8 protein-coding genes are annotated in these 16549 nt (G+C 43.2%); 5 read left to right on the top strand and 3 right to left on the bottom strand.

What is annotated here, in order from left to right; translation table 11 throughout:
* The 3 genes from AC37HE_RS00710 to AC37HE_RS00700 all read right to left on the bottom strand — a co-directional run.
* Positions 1-4581: S8 family serine peptidase (locus AC37HE_RS00710; RefSeq protein WP_500780848.1), on the bottom strand; the 4581-nt coding region annotated here is incomplete at its 3' end.
* 759 nt (positions 4582-5340) lie between these two features.
* On the bottom strand, positions 5341-5847 hold the full coding sequence (locus AC37HE_RS00705; protein WP_500780847.1) for a threonine/serine exporter family protein: 507 nt from the start codon (positions 5845-5847) through the stop codon (positions 5341-5343).
* Between the two features lie 4 nt (positions 5848-5851).
* Positions 5852-6622, bottom strand: a complete 771-nt coding sequence (locus AC37HE_RS00700) for a threonine/serine exporter family protein (protein WP_500780846.1) — start codon at positions 6620-6622, stop codon at positions 5852-5854.
* A gap of 374 nt (positions 6623-6996) precedes the next feature.
* Here AC37HE_RS00700 and AC37HE_RS00695 point away from each other — a divergent pair, with 374 nt between their 5' ends.
* Genes AC37HE_RS00695 through AC37HE_RS00675 form a run of 5 tightly spaced genes read left to right on the top strand, consistent with a single transcriptional unit; the run spans position 6997 to position 16233 of the window.
* A complete protein-coding gene (locus AC37HE_RS00695; RefSeq protein ID WP_500780845.1) occupies positions 6997-8436 on the top strand; it encodes a circularly permuted type 2 ATP-grasp protein in 1440 nt (479 codons plus the stop codon).
* An 11-nt stretch (positions 8437-8447) separates the two neighbouring features.
* Complete coding sequence (locus AC37HE_RS00690) at positions 8448-9410, top strand: alpha-E domain-containing protein (RefSeq protein WP_500780844.1); 963 nt, start codon at positions 8448-8450, stop codon at positions 9408-9410.
* Between the two features lie 15 nt (positions 9411-9425).
* On the top strand, positions 9426-12761 hold the full coding sequence (locus AC37HE_RS00685) for a transglutaminase family protein (protein ID WP_500780843.1): 3336 nt from the start codon (positions 9426-9428) through the stop codon (positions 12759-12761).
* Positions 12762-12782: 21 nt separating this feature from the next.
* Positions 12783-15308, top strand: a complete 2526-nt coding sequence (locus tag AC37HE_RS00680; protein ID WP_500780842.1) for a circularly permuted type 2 ATP-grasp protein — start codon at positions 12783-12785, stop codon at positions 15306-15308.
* A 4-nt stretch (positions 15309-15312) separates the two neighbouring features.
* Entirely contained in the window at positions 15313-16233 is a 921-nt protein-coding gene (locus tag AC37HE_RS00675; RefSeq protein WP_500780841.1) for a transglutaminase family protein, read from the top strand.
* Positions 16234-16549: the final 316 nt, after the last annotated feature.

Raw genomic sequence — 16549 nt, 5'->3', positions numbered from 1 at the left:
GGAAGCAGCCTTCATAACCGGACTAACTTTCCTTCCGGAGAGATCATATACCGCAATATCACTTTCAACTAACTGCATTGAGTTATGGATTAAGGTAACCTTACCTGTTGTTGGATTTGGATAAAGGGTCGGTTCACTACCAGTTATTTCATCAGCAACGATCAAACTGCTTCCGGTTGTTGACAAAGTCGCTGATTTGGTATTATTACCTTTACATCGGCTGGAAGTGGAGCTGGCTTCGGATCCTGTGGACGTCTTATGCAAGCCATTATAGGAGTTTACACCCCATATTAACCGGGCACCATCAAAGCGAGCTTGCCAGGTTCCTATTCCGGGCATAAACAAAACCGGTTGATCATTGGCATCAAAGGCTCCTTCTCCCGATACAAAATTGTTTTCACCTACTTCAATATAGACGGGCGCATCGTTCGGATTTTCGTATTCGAAATTGGCCAGATAGGAAAAGCCGTCAGGATCATGATTTAATGGTTCAACGCAAGTGAGGTTGGTTTTAATATTCCTTACCCCTCCACCAAACGGATTTACATACAGGGTACCATTTACCGGCTCCATTGTGTAATTTGCAGCAGCCGCAGAGGGCATAATCTGATACATTCCGGCAACATCCGAATATTCGGGTGACAGTGTGAACATCAAATTCTGAACAATGGATTCATCTTCACCATTAACAAAACCCGTATAGCTTGCTGTAAATTCAGGAAGCGGATCACCTTCGTAAATCACTTTATCGTCGGCGATAACCTGAGCAACTGCCGGACTGATCGTATAGGTTGCAGTTGTACTTCCGTAATAATTCGGATCATCAATGGTTGCTGTTAGCTCAAACGTTCCCGTATTGACAGGAATAGCTGTTCCTCCATCATAGGTTAGATTGAAGTTTAATCCAGCAGGATCAGTCACAACTTTCGGGCTGGTTTGCAAGCCATCGTAAGTTTTTGTCAGGTCTTCCGCAACAAAATCAATCGTAGCTTCAGCCGGTTCTACCGTCAATTTCCCCAGTCCGTAATGTACATTGAAGTTGGATGAAATCAGAGATCCGGGAACAATAAGATGCTCACCAACGGTATTGCCTGTAATCAGCGTAATTGAACGCAATACGACACTTCCGGGGTTTGTTCCGTCAAGAATAGCCAGGTCCTCGTCGCTCAGAATTACGATTGTCTCACTATTACTTTCATCATTAATGGTGGACGAGTTCACCAATGCGATTGAATTAACTAAGGCGACAGCATTAACTAAAGGAATAGCACTCACCAAATTACCATCGCTATCGTAACTATTTACCAAGGCTGTACCATTAACCAGGGCAACGGCATTAACTAAGGCAACAGCGTTGACCAAAGCAACGGCATTAACCAGAGCTGTGGCATCCAACAAAGCTTCAGGATCGATATAGGTTCCATTGACTAACGCAGTGGCGTTAACCAAAGCTGTGGCATCGCTAATCATAAACGATTTATTAACCAAAGCTGTGGCATCCAATAAAGGTTCTCCTAGATCATTCACCAGGGCAATCGCATTGACGAGAGCTATTGCATTAACCAAAGCCGTTGCATGTGTTTGCTGCAGATCGGTTTGAATAGCTGTATCGATGACCGGATCTATCTGAACATTGTTCTCCGGGTTTAATGTATCCTGGTTATAGATATACGCATAGTCGAAGCCCGTAATTTCCTCTCCATACGTAATTGTTTTATCAACTGGTTTAACCAGCAAATCCATTTTATTGATCGTTAACAGCCCGGGAACAAAAACAAAATCATATTTCTCCAACAAAGCCAGGTCCAACGAATCAACAGCTTCAACACCACTGTCCGGATTCAACGGATCTGATGAGTCAGCAGTAATTTGCCACAAGCCAACGTTACTCAAATCATCAGCCGTTGTTTCAAAGGCAATTGATTTTATTCGGGCTAAGGCATCCTCGCTCAAGTCTGCATCATCTAATCCTACTGAATCAGTCGTGCTAATCAGCGAGTAGCTTGCTGTAAATTCAGGCAGCACTTCCCCATACTTCTTCTCCTTATCATCTATCTGAACGTAAATCTTTTCTTTGGATGAGAAATAAAGCCGATTGGAAAGTCCACCATCTGTGCCATTGGTTCCTTCTTTGGGCGGATTGTACGCTTCAACGTATGGAAAGAGCTCATCAAATTCGGGGATAGTTGCCACCAATACCGAATCGCCAACCAAAGTGGACTGCGTACTCAGCGGTTCCCCATTCAGATAAATTTCCGATTCATTCGTAAAATAAGAGCCGCTTACACTCACCTCAACAGGCTCGGCACCAAGGACCAAGGTTGTATCATAACTAATAGCTGTTATACTGGGAGAAGGATTCGCTAAATCCAATAAAGCTTTATCGGCCTGAATAAAACCATAACCGGAAGTATAATCAAAGCCCGGTGTATTCATATCGTCGGCAGTAGACTGCAAGAGGTTTTTCAGTTCATCGGGCTGTATCCCGGCATCGTAAAATTTAGATCTGGCTTCGTATATTAAGGCAGCAACACCTGCTGCATGCGGAGCAGCCGCGGATGTACCAAAGAAATTCGGAAATCCATCACCATCAATATTAACACCACCTAATTCAACAGTCGTATTTACACCATTGGGGGCACATATCTCCGGTTTATTCCGAACAAGGCCATTCACCGGTGTTCCCCCAACCGACGAAAAAGATGCTATTGTTGGCGGATCAACATCGAAAGCAGGCGTATTACTGTAAAGAACTGCACCAACGGCAATGGCTCCTTCAGCATTAGCTTGCCCAACAAGCGTCGAACCAACCGAAGAGTACTCATCGATTGTGAGATCTCCCCGGAAAACGACATACTTAAAGAAAACATGATCGGGGCCCGAAGCCTTATTGATCAGGATATTGGTTTGCGCCCCTCCGCTTCCCACTGTAAAGGGTAAAACTTCAACTGCTTGCCGACCAATATTATCGCGGTTGAAACCGAACAAGGTGGTTCCGTTATTATTCGCCAAATAGATATCCAGATCAGTATTCGTCACATCGTATCCCGAACCATCATCCCATTGCAATACAATGGTATAACTGCCTTCTTTCAAGGATACACTCTGGTAAATATCATCGCCTCCATCACCAGCAAAATTATGGGCGACACCTTCCAAATTGGTTGCCATGGAACTTGCGATGAAGCTTCCCTGATATGATTTTTCACCATAATTGCCTGCTGCTGAGAAATAACTGACACCCTCGTTTTTCACTTGGTTAACTGCTTGGGCAATCATTCCATCGCGCAAAAACGGTTGAGTTATATAGGTAATGTCATCAACAATAATATCGCAACCGGCATCTTTCATGTCAATAATTCCCTGGGCAAAATCGGCTGCACTAACATAACCGGTTCTAAAGGCCAGTTGAGCTTTGGGGGCAATGTCGTGTACAATTTGCAACATGGCCCGTCCCTCATCACTCAAGGTCCCGTAAGGATAATCCTTAAGTACATCAACCGGTGTTGGATTTTCCGGATTTCCGGTACCCGGCAAAACACCTTTTTGAACATCATCTTCAGCCGGATTACCCAAGATGGTATTATAGCTATCGGAAATTACACCAATCTTCACTCCAGCCCCGGAAAGATTAAAACCGGCTCGTGCAAATTCTGATTTCATGGCCTTATCGCCCAACGACGTTACGATCCCTGAAGTTGGAATTGCGGGGTATTCCGGACGAACAAAATTCAGATAATCGCCAAGTACGTTCAACGAGAAAAGATTCAAAATCGGAATCTTACCGGAAATTGTATTTTCATCCTTTCCCTCAGCAACATCATATAAACCATAGGTTGATTGAAGTAAGCTTAAGGCTGAGCTATACATTCCTTCTTTCACACTAATTTCAACCATCACATCCGACCCATAAATCTGGAAGATATCATTTGTCGTCATGGTGCCTCCTGCAACATAAAAGTTGTAAAGAGAATTGAGCTCCGGACTGATCAGTGAAACCAGCTTACCTCCCTCCGGAGGTGTGTAATAAGGAAATATATTTGAATCGCCACAATCCAGTACAGACTGAAAATCCTCAATGCTAAAGTCAACAACCAAAAAATCGCCCCCCGCTTTAACCTGGGTTCTTTGGCTCTGCAAACCGCCGGTTAGCGTATAAGTGATTATGAACTCTCCAGGTTCTCCATTGCCGAAACCGGAAGTACCGGTTATACGAAACCCATCGAAAGGATCGCCTGCCAGCTTCGGTCCCAAGTCAATATTTTTATAATTCAGATTACCGGTGACCAGCGTTACAAAAACATCGGAATAGGTTCCCGGTTCTGCCTCAACCGAATACCTTGCCATGGCTTTGCAACCGTCAATACAACCATCATGCTTAACATTCAACTCAATGGTGTAGCTACCATCTCCATTATCAACAACCGATTGAATCGTGGTAGAATACCCTTGTCCCTGTTCTTTCACATAGGCACAATCAGTTTGAGCATTCGCCTTATATAGCATGCCAGAAAACAAGATAAACACCAGAATTTTTATTGAAAGAATAAATAACCTCGAAGTAAAATTTCTTTTCTCCATACAACACAGTTTTAATTTGAGATCGGGATAAATTCAGCTAAGGATCAATGAACAAGTTCATTTTACAGGGATGAAAGAGAACAACAAGCAATAAAATGCTTGTTTATGCTCTTTTAGGATCACAAAAAGTTGAATTGAAATGCCCCGGAAGCTTAAGTTACCTTTATGACATTTCCGATATTTTGTCGAGGAATTATATCAGAGGAGTAATAGAGAAGGCTAAAGAGTATATTCTAAAATTTGAGATTATCCATAATCAAAAACACAGGAAAACGGGGATTTATGCCCTGAATGCAGGCCTGTTATTCCCCCCACATTATCCCAAAAGCTGGGTACTTTTCGTTCTAAAAAGCGTCTCTCAACACATAGGGCCACAACTATTTTTGCCAGATGTTGGGTATAACAACTAGTCTTTGCGGGAATTGAATTAACCCGACCATAACTATCCAGTCCATTTTTCATGAATCACCCTTTTAGTTAATTTACATTAGCTTTATTCGTTCTCTCCATTCCTTAAGCAGACAATGTAATCCTCTAAAAAAAGCGTCTCAAAACAGAACTGTAAATCAAATAGCCCTTTCCAATTAACTAAAAGTGTTATTGGGGTTAAGGTAAGTACTGAGTTTTAAACGAATTCGATTTACAGGAATAAAAGATATTATATTCCCATATTAAAATCAAGTGAAAACAATCACTTAACTGTAAATTAACTTTTCATTTACACAAAATGTATCGTAAAAAAGCTTACCAAGAAACAGGTTAGCGCTTAATCAGTTCATCAATTTTAATGACCTTAATTTCTTTGGCTGAAGACCTACGAAACAATAACATAGGAGCCGAAACCCCCAACGAAAGAGCCATCAGTACAAAAAGAGCTTTCAGACCATTATTAACGGTTCCATGAATTAAGGTATCAAAAGTAGCCTGATCAACATCGCTGGTAAGACGGATAATTCCTAACATCATTCGGTATGCAAAGGCTCCCGGAACCATGGGGATAACCGATGGAATTGCAAATACAAATGGCGGTGCATGTCGGTTATGGGCAGCATATATACTTAGGAACCCAACCAGCATTGCACCGAAAAATGAACCTAAAATAATTCCGCCACCAAGTTTCATGGTCACTAACTTTAAACTTCCACCTATAGCACCAAGCGTAAAGATGACCCAAAGCGTACGAATTGGCACATTAAATAAGATGGCAAAACCAACGGCAGCAAAGCCCAGCCAAATCCAATGTTCTAAAAAAGGTATCCACTCCATCGTACTAAAAATTATAGATTAAAATTGTACACAACATACCTAAAGCAATGGAAAAAGAAATCATCAAGCCATTCATTCCCCGAACCAGGCCATTCATGATATTTCCGTCCAGTAAATCAGAGAGGGAATTAATCAACGGAATACCGGGAATCAGATAAAGCACCGATGTTGCAAAAGCATGTTCCGGATTCGTGCCAATACCAAATTTCACAGAGCTTCCTGCAATTAAACATGAAGTAAACGATGCAAAAAAGATACATAGGTAAGCGTTGAATCCTTTTTTTACGGCTTCCTGACGAATAAACAAGCCACAGAATGTTGCAACATAAGCAACAATCATTTCAACAGCTCCACCACCAAACAAGCGGCAAAACGAAGCCCCCGCTAAAGCAACAGTTGCAAGAATGACTATTCTAGGGAAGTGCGGCAAAGATTTAAGACGTTTAATCTCGCTCCAGATTTGCTCAAAGGTCCAGTTTTCTTCTACTACATGCCAACTCATCCGGCTAATTCCGCTAACCATTCTGAAATTGGCTCCATGTGGAGAAGTCCTTTTTAAACTACTCTGATAATAGTCGTTTTCTTCATCAAAAATTGTGAGCATCAACGCCCGATGAGTAATCAACAATTCCGCATTATAGCCAAAACCACTGGCAATGCGCAGTATAGTAGTCCTGATTCTCGCGGAGTTAGCTCCCGAAGCCATCAGCAACGATCCTACCTCTAACAGAATCTTACTCAACTCCCGGATGCGTTTAAAATTTGAGTTTTCCATATAGTCATCTAAGGTTTGGGTTTGCGAAATAAATGAATTCTTCCTTCAGTCTGTACATTTTTACTCGTCCGTCACCTCGGATTTAAACTTATCTTATCGAAAAAAGATTCGATTACTTATTCAAAAAAGCAGGCAAGCCCAATCATTATGCTGTAAATAGATGCAAATCACAATCAAAAAGCCAATTATTCTCATTGCCATAACCCAGGCATAATATTCGCTTAATAATCCAACTTCTTTTCTATCAAATTACCACAAAACACAAATAATTGATAGACATTTTTCCCTATATTTGGAAAAGGGCAGTCATTTTGAAAGAATAAAATTACTCCAAAAATCACATTTGCTACAGACTAATACATTATGAGAACGATATGCCGAAGATCAATTTTGAAAATTATGAGACGGAGGGATTTTTCGATGAAATGTTTGAGAGTGACAAACAGGTAAAATCTCACTACGCACTTTTTTATGACAACCTTCAGAAGATGGGCATAAAAAAGCTCAATCTACTACAACACTCAACCGACCGGGTTCAGCTTTCGCTTGGTATGACGTTCAACGTTTATAGTGACAACCAGGGTATCGAACGTATTTTACACCTGGATATTATCCCTAGAATTATTAGCGGGCAGGATTGGAATTTCCTGGAAGAAGGGTTAAAGCAGCGGATTTATGCTTTAAACATGTTCGTGGACGATATTTACAACGGACAAAAGATTCTGAAAGATAAGATCATTCCCAAAGAACTGATTTTAAACAGCCAAACCTACCTGAAACAATGTATCGGGCTAAAACCACCTAAGGACGTTTGGATACATATTACGGGTTCTGACATCATCAGAGGTGCCGACGGGGGTTATTACGTTTTAGAAGACAACCTGCGTTGTCCATCAGGCGTATCCTACATGCTCGAAAACCGGGAAATTTTAAAACGTACTTTCCCCGAAGTTTTCGAAAAAATGAATGTTCGCCCCGTCATGAACTACACCCATAATTTACGGGATATGCTTGAGTCGTTGTCTCCTGGTGGTGGTAGTTCAATAGCCGTATTAACACCTGGCTCATACAACTCAGCCTATTTCGAACACGCCTACCTGGCACAGCAAATGGGTGCTGAATTGGTCGAAGGACGCGATTTGATTGTAAAGAACGATATTGTTTACAAGATCACGACGAAAGGATTGCAACGAATCGATGTAATCTATCGCCGGATTGATGACGACTTTATTGACCCGGAAGTTTTCCGTCCGGATTCGTTATTAGGTACTCCGGGTTTATTCAAAGCCTACCTGAAAGGAAATGTTACCCTGGTTAATGCACCGGGAACTGGAGTTGCTGATGATAAAGCAGTGTATGCCTATGTTCCCGAAATTATCAAATACTATTTGGGTGAAGATATGATTCTTCCAAACGTGCAAACCTACATCTGCGATAAGGAGGACGAACGCCAATATGTAATTGAGAATATCGACAAGCTGGTAATCAAGCAAACCGATGCATCCGGTGGATACGGCATGTTAATTGGGCCAAAATCGACGAAAGAGGAACAAAAAGAGTTCATTGAGAAGATCAAGAAAAATCCCCGAAACTACATTGCTCAGCCAACAATTAATTTGTCGCGGGTACCAACCCTGACTGACGAAGGAATACAAGGACGCCATGTAGATTTGCGCCCCTATATTCTGTATGGAAATGAAATAAAAATTACTCCGGGAGCACTAACCCGTGTAGCCCTTAAAAAAGGCTCATTGGTGGTGAATTCATCTCAAGGCGGTGGAAGTAAAGATACCTGGATTGTAGATAACATTTAAAGCTGAAGAACATGCTTAGTAGAGTTGCAGAAGCGATGTACTGGATGACCCGGTACGTGGAGCGGGCTGAAAACTATGCCCGGTTTATGGATGTGAGTTTCAATCTGACATTAGAACTTCCTCCACACCTGTCCGAGCAGTGGCAACCTTTAGTGGTTACAACCGGCGATTGGGACTTGTATAAAATGATGAATAAAACAATCGACAAACAGAAGGTTATCTACTTTTTGAGCTTTGATCCTAAAAACCCAAGTTCGATTTACAACTGTATCATCAATGCCCGGGAAAATGCCCGGTCAATTCGCCCTGAGATTACCAAAGAACTTTGGGAACAGATCAATTACCTGTACTATTTTGTAAAAAACGGGTTAAACAAAAAAGTCTGGCAAAAGAAAGACCCTCGCCTGTTTTTCGATGAAATAAAAAAAGGCATTCAACTATTTTGGGGAATTATAGATGCTACGATTTCAAGGAACGAAGCCTGGCATTTTGGTCGAATTGGCAAATTACTGGAACGAGCTGATAAAACCTCCCGTATACTGGATGTAAAATACCATATGCTGTTACCATCGGCTAGCGATGTTGGTACACCCGTTGACATTATCCAATGGGCAGCGTTATTAAAATCAGTCAGTGCTTACGATATGTACCGCAAGAACAACGGGAAACTGACACCTTCCGGAATTGCTAGCTTTCTTATTCTTGACAAAGAATTTCCAAGGTCCATCTTACGATGCATCAACCATGCTGCAACCTCCCTAAAGATGATTTCCGGAAGCGGGTATGGTTATGCTAACGATGCTGAAAAAGAAATCGGAATTCTGGAATCGCAATTGGAGTATGCCGATATTCATGACATTATCCGGGGTGGTATGCATGAATATCTTGATAACCTCCAGATAAAGTTGAATAAGATTTCCAGTGCTATTTTTGAGTCATTCTTTTCTAGAGAAAACAACTGTTCAAAAATGTAACCAACAATAATCCATATGGCTTTAAAAGTTGTCATTTCACACAAAACGGTCTATAAGTACGATCGGTTAATCAACCTTTCTCCTCATATTATCCGGCTACGTCCGGCGCCGCATAGCCGAACCCCCATCGAAGCGTATTCCATAAAAATTAAACCAGAGGAAAACTTTTTTAACTGGCAACAGGATCCCTTTGGAAACTACCAGGCCCGCTTGGTTTTCCCCGAGAAAACAAAAGAGTTATCCATCGAGGTTGAAATTATCGCAGATTTAAAAACAATCAACCCTTTTGACTTTTTTATTGAAGAATATGCTGAAGAATACCCGTTTTCTTACGAGGAGTCACTTCAAAAAGAATTGGTTCCTTATTTGGAAATCAACGAAAGCGGAAAGCTATTGAAGGATTGGATGAAAACGATTGATCGCTCGCCCAGACGAACCATTGACTTTCTCATTGACCTCAACCAGAAACTCCATAAATATCTGAACTACACCATCCGGATGGAACCAGGGGTGCAAACCTGCGAAGAAACACTGGAAAGGCGAACCGGTTCGTGCCGCGATTTTGCCTGGTTAATGGTTCAGGTTTTCCGCCACCTCGGAATCGGAGCTCGCTTTGTTTCAGGTTATCTGGTTCAGCTCACTTCCGACGAAAAGTCACTGGACGGGCCTTCGGGACCGGAGAAAGACTTTACCGATCTGCATGCCTGGGCCGAAGCCTATGTGCCTGGTGCCGGCTGGATCGGCTTCGATGCAACATCTGGACTACTGGCTGGCGAAGGTCATATTCCATTGGCCTGTACACCACATTATGCCAGCGCAGCACCGGTTACCGGGTACACCGATGTTTGTGAAACCGAATTTTTTCACTCCAACACGGTTACCCGGATATTTGAATCGCCCAGGGTAACCAAGCCTTACACCGAGAACCAGTGGAGCGAAATTTATAACCTGGGATTCAAGGTAGAACAAGAACTTCAAGATCAGGATGTTCGTCTTACCATGGGCGGTGAACCGACTTTCGTCTCGATCGACGATATGGAATCGGAACAATGGAACACGGCTGCTGATGGCACCCATAAACGAGAATTGGCAGCCAACCTTTCAGCCCGGTTATTGGAACGATTCGGGAAAGGCGGCGTTCTTCATCATGCCCAGGGGAAATGGTACCCCGGGGAACCATTACCTCGCTGGCAGATCGGAATCTATTGGAGAAAAGACGGATTGCCCGTTTGGAAGAATCAAACGCTGCTGGCGTCCTTCACCCGACAATACAAATTAACTCCTGATACGCCTGAACAATTTCTAAAAACACTGACACAATATTTAGGTATCAGAAATGACACCATTTTACCGGCATACGAAGACACCTTTTATTTCCTTTGGGAAGAAGGGCGTTTACCGGTTGATGTTGACCCGTTGAAATCGGATTTGAAAGATCCGTTAGAACGTAAGCGTTTAGCCGAAATACTAAAGACCGGATTGGATAAACCGGTTGGCTATGTGCTTCCAATCAATCGGTATAAAACCCGATGGATTAGCAGCCAATGGGAATTCCGCCGTAAGCATCTATATTTAACCCCCGGTACTTCACCTGTCGGCTTAAGACTTCCGTTGAGCTCACTTTTAAGCAACCCAGCATGGGACAGCGAGCCTGTTTTTGAACCGGATTTATATGCGCCAACCGGAATTTTGGGAGAATATGACGAATTAGTTCAAAACCGGAAGAAAGCAGGTGCCCCGACTCAGAAGTTGCCCCAGCCATTTATAAAAACAGCTATTTGTGCCGAAATTCGGGAGAATAGACTTCACCTATTCCTGCCTCCTCTTGATAGTGCCGAGGTATTTCTTGACCTTACTGCTGCGCTTGAGGCAACGGCTGAAGATCTCCAGGTTCCAATCATCATTGAGGGCTATGAACCGCCTCGCGACAATCGCATGGAACAGCTCAAAGTAACACCGGACCCGGGAGTTATTGAAGTAAACATTCACCCTGCAAAAAACTGGAAGGAGCTTACTGAAAACACACTTGCTCTTTACGAGGAAGCCAGACAAGCTCGTCTGGGAACCGAAAAATTCATGATCGACGGCAAGCATACCGGCACTGGAGGCGGAAACCATGTGACAATCGGAGGTAGCTCACCTTCAGATAGTCCACTACTTCGAAATCCGGATTTATTACGCAGTTTAGTTACTTTCTGGCAACACCATCCGGGACTTTCATACCTGTTCTCCGGGGCATTTATTGGCCCAACCAGTCAGGCACCACGCATTGACGAAGGAAGGCACGACAACCTCTACGAATTGGAAATCGCCTTCGAACAAATACCGAAAGGGAAAGATGTACCTTATTGGTTAACCGATCGCCTGTTTCGACATATGCTTACCGACATCACGGGAAATACGCATCGGGCCGAATTTTGTATCGACAAACTTTATTCGCCGGATTCCTCTTCTGGTCGTTTAGGTATTTTAGAACTTCGGGCCTTCGACATGCCGCCTCATGCCTACATGAGTTTAATGCAGATGTTACTCGTTCGGACTTTAGTTTCCTGGTTTTGGCGAGAACCATACAAGCATAAGCTCGTCCGTTGGGGAACTGAATTGCACGATAAGTTTCTGATGGAGCATTACGTCAAAGAAGACATTAAGGACATTGTTGAGCAATTGAATGATGCAGGTTATCCCTTCAAACTAGACTGGTTCGATCCATTCTTTGAGTTCCGCTTTCCCTTATACGGCATGATGAACATTCAAGGCATCGATTTGGACCTGCGGATGGCAATTGAACCATGGAATGTTCTGGGTGAAGAGATGACCGGACGGGGTACTTCCCGCTATGTAGACTCTTCGATAGAACGCATACAGGTGAAGTTGAATAATTTTGTTGACGAGCGCTATATCCTGACCTGTAACGGCGTAAAAATTCCACTGTCGCCAACAGGTAAAAAAGGTGAATATGTTTGTGGTGTTCGCTACAAGGCATGGCAACCCTGGTCGGCATTACATCCCACAATCGGAGTGGATACTCCCCTGGTATTCGACATTGTTGACACCTGGAATGCGAGGTCGATTGGTGGTTGTACCTATTTTGTTTCGCACCCGGGAGGACGTTCCTATGAAACATTCCCGGTGAATAGCTACGAAGCCGAATCACGCCGCATCAACCGATTTTGGGATATTGGCCATACCCAAGGAGAAATTGCTCCTCCCGAAAATCAGGCATACAGTCAGGAGCCCGTACGAAAAATCCAATCACATGCTGTTGTAAAAAACTTTAATTACAAAGAAATTCCTGTAAGTTTGGAGTTTCCGCACACGCTGGATTTACGCCACAACTGGAAAATAGATTAATGACAAGCTGATCAATACGATATGCCATTGAAAGACTATCTGATACAATGTGATAACGATGAAGTTAAACCAACAAAACAAGCATCCAGTCCGGTTTGGGAGCAACTGTTCCAAAACATAGACACCATTGGGTTTAACGAACTGAGCTCACGACAGGCAGACCTGAACTGGCATCTTACGGAGAATGGTGTGACCTACAACATATACAATGATCCGCAAGGGCTTAACCGCCCGTGGAATCTCAATGCCATCCCTACCTTAATCGACGAAAAGGAATGGGCGGTTATTGAGAAAGGTATTCAGCAAAGGGCCGAACTATTCAATCTAATCTTAAAAGACCTCTACGGAAAACGGGAGTTGATTACCAAAGGAATTATTCCGCAGGAGGTAATATACAGTCATCGGGGATTTATTCGTGCTTGCGATCAAATTACGTATCCAACCGCAAAGCAGTTATTGGTATATGCTGCCGACATTGCCCGCGGGCCGGATGGCCAAATGTGGATTTACAGCGACCGGACACAGGCTCCCTCGGGAATGGGCTATGCACTGGAAAACCGGCTAACCATTGGACGCGTTCTTCCGGAGCTTACGAATGGGTTAAACGTGCGAAGATTAACCAATTTCTTTAAACATTACAATAACCTGCTGATTAGTTCATCGCCTCGAAAAACCGATTCGCCTACCATCGTTGTTTTAACGCCAGGCCCTCTCAATGAAACTTACTTCGAACATGCCTATATTTCGTCCGTTATGGGTTATCCCCTGGTTCAAGGTAACGATTTGGTTGCCCGGAATGGATACCTGTGGATGAAATCATTGAAAGGACTAAAACAGGTCGATGTCGTTCTTCGTCGTGTTGACGACCTTTATACCGACCCGCTGGAACTGCGTGAAGATTCACAGCTTGGTGTTCCCGGTCTGCTAGAAGTTGTTCGTCAGCAAAATGTAGCTATCATCAACCCCATTGGCTCACGGGTTTTGGAAAATCCCGGCCTAATTCCGTTTATTCCGGGGATTGCCAGATACCTGTTGAATGAGGATTTGATATTACCACAGGTTGCTTCCTGGTGGTGCGGGCAGGAACGGGAAAAGCAATATGTGCTCGATCATTTATCGGAACTTGTTGTTCGCCGTATTGACCGTCCGCATACCGATAGTGTTTTTGTTGGTTACCAAATGAACAGTGGTGATTTGCAGGAGCTGCGGGAGCAAATCAAGGACCGTCCTTACCGCTTTGTTGCACAAGAACGAATTGGCTTCTCAACAACACCAACATTCATCGGACGAACAATGGAACCTCGAAATATGGCCATAAGAACTTTCGGTGTTGCAAGCAATAAGGGTTATGAGATTATGCCGGGAGGACTGGTACGCGTTGCTCCCATGATGGGAAATACGACCGTTACCAACCAAACCGGTGGCCTAAGTAAGGACTTCTGGGTAATTGGAGATCAACCAGAGAAAGTATCTTCGGTTCCCTCCATTTTGCAATCTTCCGGCGCCGTAGAAACTGATTTGGATAATCTCCCCAGCCTGACTGCCGAGAACCTGTTCTGGGCAGGGCGTTATGTGGGAAGAGCCTTGGCAACATCACGCTTCTTGCGCATGGTTCTGAAGCAGATGAACTTCACAAACTTTAATGACCGAAAGCCTAATCACGAAAGTCTGCAGGCACTCTTTAAAGCAGCAACGAACCTCACCTGCACCTTCCCGGGCTTCTTCAACGAAGAAGTGATGGAGGACCCGATTACTGAAATTTATTCCATTATTCTTGATGGCTCGAGAACCGGGAGCTTATCGAATACCATGAGCATGTTTTTTAACGCTTACTACTCAATCCGGAACCTCTGGTCATCGGATATGTGGCGGGTTTTTGGGCGTATCAATGCCATTTGGCGAGAAATAGAACATGAAAAGAAAATTACCAACAGACGACTGATTCAAACACTGGATCAACTCATCACTCGCCTGATTGCATTTATGGGACTGGTTGAGGAAAGTATCCTGATCGATCAGGGACTGCTGCTTTATTTCATCGGACTTCAGATTGAACTGAGCATGCTGAATATTTCAAAGTGTCGCAGTCTTTTGTCAGTTAAATTTGACGACCATACCGAATACGAAGTTCTGGAGGCCTTGCTGAACAGCCACGAAAGTCTGAATATTTACCGGCACAGCTACCGTTCATATATCAAAATCGAAAATGTAATCGACTTAATTATTCTCGATCAGAAATATCCCAGATCGATTGCATTTCGCTTCAATCGATTAAATAAGGACTTAGCCTCCCTGCCCAAGTCACATGTTTCTCATGAACTAACCGACTTCGAAAAATTCGTTTTTGAAGGCTTCTCAAAACTACGGTTGGCCAACAGCAACGAGCTTGCCAAGGTGGATGGTGAAGAGTTTATCCGAACGAGTTTGGACGAACTGTTATCAACCTTAAGTGATCTTTTATATCACACATCATTAGCCATAACGACCACCTACTTCAGCCATAGTTACCAACAGAATCAACTTATCAATCAGAACTTTTCAGTTTAAGCCTATGATTTTTAAGGTCATTCATAAAACAAGCTACCAATACGACAGTTATGTCAGTTATTGCCACAACCTGGCAACTTTGCGACCGAGAGATTTACCGGGGCAAAAATTGATTGACTTTCAGCTTGAGATAACGCCAAATCCTTCCGAAATCAATGAACGCGTTGATTTTTTTGGCAATTATATCACGCGCTTTTCGATACAGGAGCCGCACCAAGAGCTAATTGTAACTTCCAGAAGCCTGATTGAAAGGAATTATCAATCAATCACAGAAAAATATAACACAGATGCTTGTCGGAAACCAACAATGGCAGATGCACTAAAATACCCGCATCCATTGGATTATGTTGCTTTGGAGGCCAACCAGTACATGCTTGAATCCCCTTTAATTCGCAAAATAGCGCCTGAAATCCGGACCTATGCAGCGGAATCATTTCAAGCTAACCGCTCAATTTTTGATGCCGCCAAAGAGCTTATGAACCGTATTTTTGTCGATTTTCAGTTTGTGCCTGGTTTTTCGGATGTGGCAACACCCCTGCATACCGTTTTTAATGAGCGAAAAGGCGTTTGTCAGGATTTTGCACAAATAGCTATTGCCTGCATTCGTGCTGTAGGCCTTCCGGCTCGCTATATGAGTGGATATATTGAAACATTACCTCCCAAAGGGCAAGAGAAGTTAGTTGGAGCCGACGCCTCACATGCGTGGTTTGCAACTTTCATTCCCGGTTTTGGATGGGTCGATTTTGACCCCACCAATAATTTGATTCCCGAAAACCAACACCTTGTGGTTGCCTGGGGGCGCGATTATTTTGATATTCCTCCTTTGAAAGGCGTAATCTACAGCAACGGCCATAATGTGATGACCGTTTCTGTTGATATCCGCGAAGCAGAATTTGGACAGAAAACGCTACAAAATAGGATGTAATGTGATTTGTATTTATTAACTATTCCTTCCTGAATTTTATTTCTCAGCACGAATAGCTCCCATTCAATTTCCAGAGTAACTCCGGGCTAAAAAAAGACCGAACAGCTACACAGAACAACTAAAAATCTCATTTTAAATCAAATTATTCTCATCGTGTTACCTTTTGTATAAGGCTATTTCAGGATGAGACAAACACATAAAAAAACAGACATGATTCCCGGGAATCACCAACAGGGATGAAAGTGGAGGAAAACAAGAGAAGGCAGTTGGAAACAATTGAAGACAATCGAATGGAGATGGGAACTTACTCGAAGCG

The sequence above is a fragment of the Mangrovibacterium sp. genome (assembly GCF_059905295.1).
The sequence above is the reverse complement of the archived record's forward strand: the minus strand, read 5'-3'. Positions and strand labels throughout refer to the sequence as shown.

Bases quoted from the DNA above. Each gene is read 5' to 3' on its own strand.
- AC37HE_RS00705 (WP_500780847.1), bottom strand. From the start codon at position 5,847: ATGGAGTGGATACCTTTTTTAGAACATTGGATTTGGCTGGGCTTTGCT.
- AC37HE_RS00700 (WP_500780846.1), bottom strand. From the start codon at position 6,622: ATGGAAAACTCAAATTTTAAACGCATCCGGGAGTTGAGTAAGATTCTG.
- AC37HE_RS00695 (WP_500780845.1), top strand. From the start codon at position 6,997: ATGCCGAAGATCAATTTTGAAAATTATGAGACGGAGGGATTTTTCGAT.
- AC37HE_RS00690 (WP_500780844.1), top strand. From the start codon at position 8,448: ATGCTTAGTAGAGTTGCAGAAGCGATGTACTGGATGACCCGGTACGTG.
- AC37HE_RS00685 (WP_500780843.1), top strand. From the start codon at position 9,426: ATGGCTTTAAAAGTTGTCATTTCACACAAAACGGTCTATAAGTACGAT.
- AC37HE_RS00680 (WP_500780842.1), top strand. From the start codon at position 12,783: ATGCCATTGAAAGACTATCTGATACAATGTGATAACGATGAAGTTAAA.
- AC37HE_RS00675 (WP_500780841.1), top strand. From the start codon at position 15,313: ATGATTTTTAAGGTCATTCATAAAACAAGCTACCAATACGACAGTTAT.